3 protein-coding genes are annotated in these 3847 nt (G+C 26.6%); all 3 read right to left on the minus strand.

Annotation, left to right across the window (positions count from 1 at the left end; genetic code table 11):
* Nucleotides 1-250 precede the first annotated feature (250 nt).
* The 3 genes from XO10_RS05960 to XO10_RS05970 are packed head-to-tail and all read right to left on the minus strand — an operon-like array spanning nt 251 to nt 3773.
* The gene (locus XO10_RS05960) at nt 251-1555 is read right to left on the minus strand and encodes a UDP-glucose/GDP-mannose dehydrogenase family protein (protein WP_175421254.1); all 1305 of its coding nucleotides are present in this window, start codon (nt 1553-1555) and stop codon (nt 251-253) included.
* A 5-nt stretch (nt 1556-1560) separates the two neighbouring features.
* Nucleotides 1561-2499 carry a glycosyltransferase gene (locus XO10_RS05965; protein ID WP_175421255.1) on the minus strand — a complete coding sequence of 313 codons (939 nt, stop codon included), beginning with the start codon at nt 2497-2499 and terminating at the stop codon, nt 1561-1563.
* Nucleotides 2500-2531: 32 nt separating this feature from the next.
* The gene (locus XO10_RS05970) at nt 2532-3773 is read right to left on the minus strand and encodes a glycosyltransferase (protein ID WP_175421256.1); all 1242 of its coding nucleotides are present in this window, start codon (nt 3771-3773) and stop codon (nt 2532-2534) included.
* Nucleotides 3774-3847: the final 74 nt, after the last annotated feature.

Here is a 3847-nt window from a genome sequence, read left to right on the forward strand (position 1 = left end):
ATCTTGTCCTGTTATTCCGGTTATTATTGCTGTTTTCATCTATCTTTTTCCTCCAGTTCTTTTAGTAGTTTTTCATAAATTATTTCATGTTGTTTAACAAAATTTTCAACTGAAAATCTTTGTTTAAAATTAAATTTTTTATTATTTTAGTATATCTTCTGTTATTTTTGCACTAAATATTTAGGATAATTACTTAATGTAATATTTGTAACAAAAATTTCTTTTCCCATTTAAATACCTCACAAATCAATTATAATCTTCCAACTCCTTCATAAACAAATCCCATTTCTTTTATCTTTTTTCTGTCTAATACGTTTCTTGTATCTAAGATTATGTTTCCTTTCATTAGTTTTTTTATCATTTCTAAATCAAGATTTCTATATATATTCCATTCGGTTATTATCATTAATGCATCTGCATTATTCATTGCTTTGTATTCATTATCTACATATTCTATTTTATCTCCAAATATTTTTTTTGCATTTTCTATTGCTTTGGGATCATGAGCTATTACTTTTGCTCCTTTTTCTATTAGTTTGTTTATTATTGTTATTGCTGGTGATTCTCTCATGTCATCTGTTTCTGCTTTGAAGGCTAAGCCTAATATCCCTATTTTTTTATCTTTTAAGTCCATATATTTTTCTAATTTTTCTACCATTCTTTCTTTTTGTTTTTCATTTGCATTTATTACTTCTTTTACTAAGCTCATATCTACATTGTTTTTTCTTCCTATTTCCACTAATGCTTTTGTATCTTTTGGGAAACAACTTCCGCCATATCCTGGTCCAGGATGTAAGAATTTTGGACTTATTCTTCCATCCATTCCCATTGCTTTTGCTACTTTATGTACATCTGCTCCTACTGCTTCACAGAGATTTGCTATCTGGTTTATAAATGTTATTTTTGTTGCAAGAAATGCATTTGATGCATATTTTATCATTTCTGCCGTTTCTAAGTTACACCATACAAATGGTGTTTGTATTAGGTATAAGCTTCTATATATATCTTCCATTATTTCTTTTGCTTTTTCGCTTTCATATCCTATTACTACTCTATCTGGATGGAAGAAATCATATACTGCTTTTCCTTCCCTTAGGAATTCAGGATTACTTACTACATCAAAATTATCTTTTCCTGATTTTTCTTTTATGAATTCTTTTATTTTTCTGTTTGTTCCTACTGGTACTGTTGATTTGATTACCACTACTTTATAATCATTTAAATTCTTTGCTATTGTTTCTGCTACATCAAATACATAGCTTAAATCTGCTTCTCCATTTTCTTTCGGAGGTGTTCCTACACCAATGAATATTACTTCTGATTCTTGAATTGCTTTGTCTATTTCTGTTGAGAATTTTAATCTTCCACTGTTTAGATTTCTTGTTAAGTATTCTTCTATTCCTGGTTCATATATTGGACTTATTCCCTTTTTTAGATTTTCTATTTTGTTTTTATCTATATCAACACCAATTACATGGTTACCAAAATCAGCTAATCCTACCGCTGCTACTAATCCTACATATCCTGTTCCTATTACTGTAATTTTTCTTGACATTTTTCTCATCCCCTTTTAATTAATATATCATAAAAAATTATTTTTTTTATAAATTTTTTTATATTAGATTTTATATATTTGCTTTTAGACATATAAGAGTCTCTTGCCTTTTTTACTATTATTTTATTTATTTCATCAGAAAATATAAAACTCCTTTTGGTATCACTAAAATCTATTTCCATCCTATCATATTTCTCATTTACACCACAATGTACCCCTGTACCATCAAATCCTATATTTTTAATTTTAGATTTTACAGGATATACGGTTAACATATCATATTTTGATTCTGAATAACACCATCTTATTGCCCAAGAATCAATTTTTCCTTCCATTTGGGCTTTAAGCATATTAGAAAGATCATAACCTCCACGATTAAATTTATTTTGTAGTAATTTATTATCCTTAAAATTTGAAAAATCTTTTACATCCCAATCAGTTTTATCCCACCTATCTTTCCAGGTTGCCCAGCCCCAGCTACTACATCTATAAAATAAATATGTATCATATGAATAATTTTTAGGATTTTCAATTGGATATGTAAAACCCGAAATAGACCAGATCTTCTCACTTTTTTCATAATAATCTAAAGCTTTATTCATATATACAAGAAAATTTTGTGTTGTGATTAAATCATCCTCTAACACAATAACTTTATTATATTTATTTATTATTTGTGTAACTCCAGAAATTATAGAATTTGCCAATCCTTTATTTACTGAAGATTTATAAATTGTTACGGACTTAAAATAATCCTTTTCTTTGATTGAGTCAATATAATTTCTAACCATATTCACCTTAACTTCTGATTCTTTATTTTTAGGCCCATCCGAAAAAATAAAAACTTCTGATTCTTTTGCTAAATAGTTATTGGCTAAAGCTTCTATAGTTTTTTTAGTATGTTCAGGACGTGCGTAAACAAAAATAATAATTGGTGCTAACATTTTCCCACCTCATCAATATATGTGATAAAATATTAATTTTTATAAACATTTATTATCTCTTTTAAAATATTATTTCTTTTTAATCTTTCATTTTTTAATTTTACATTTTTCAAATTATTTAAACAATATAAAACTCCATCAGCTAAATCCTTAGAGTTTTTATATTTTGCTAAATATCCATTTTTTTTATGTTCTATAATATCTTCTACACCAGTATTTTCAAACCCAACGGCTGGTGTTCCACAAAAAATTGCTTCATTAAATGTTTGACCGAATGCCTCTTCTAAAGAAGGTCCTACAAAAACATCAGCCGCATTATATAATAATGAAAGTGTATATTCATCGTGTATCTTTCCCATAAATCTTGTTTTAAAAGGTAGATTTTCTATATCTTTAGAATAACTTGCACCAAAAACTAATAATTCAATATTTTGAATTAATCTTTTTTCTTTTTTTAATATTTCAAGAGCTTTTTTTAAATACTCCCATCCTTTATATGGCGTTTCAGTAGCAGAAATAGCTCCAAATAAAATATATTTTTTATTTTTATTTGAATCTAAATTTAATATATACCTACTATATTCTTTATCTAAAGGTTTAAAAATTCTATCATCTAAAATATTAGGAATAATTTTTAATGGATATTTTTTTAATAAATAACTCTTTTTTACTTCATTTCCAAGCCAATTACTCGGAGTTATTATAGTTAAATCTTTAAAAGATCTATAAACCTTTATTTTTTCGTTAAAAATTTTTCTTGAAAGATCATTTTTTTTATTAGAATCTAACATTAAACAATTTCCACATTTATTCATATAGTTTGTACATCCATATCTTACATGACATCCACCTGTGAATGCCCAACTATCGTGCAATGTCCAAACCATTTTTTTTTCTAATTTAGCTAATTTTCTTAATACTTTCAATGATATATAATTAGAATTTATCCAATGCAAATGAATTACATCAGCTTCTAAAACACTTGGATGCTTTGAAATATCTATTCCATATCTACCAGTTGAAAAAATAATTTTGTTTTTTCTATTTCTATATTTATATAAAATTATTTTTTCTTTTAAACTTCTAATTTTTGAATATATATGTCTTTCAATATTTCCTTCTCTTGCAAGCTCTATATTTAATTCATCAGTTCTTTTATTTGCTACAATCATTTTGGATTTTATTCCTTTCTCCAACAAAGCTAGATGTAACCTATGAGCCGCTATGGCGGCTCCTCCACCGGTATCCGTTGTATTTATATGCACAACTTTCATCTTATATTCTCTCCTATAATATTCAAAACTCTTCTAATCCCCTCACTCAACTCAACACTATACTTCCAACCTAA

It is taken from the genome of Marinitoga sp. 1135, assembly GCF_013363245.1.
In the GTDB taxonomy this organism is placed as follows: Bacteria; Thermotogota; Thermotogae; order Petrotogales; family Petrotogaceae; genus Marinitoga; species Marinitoga piezophila.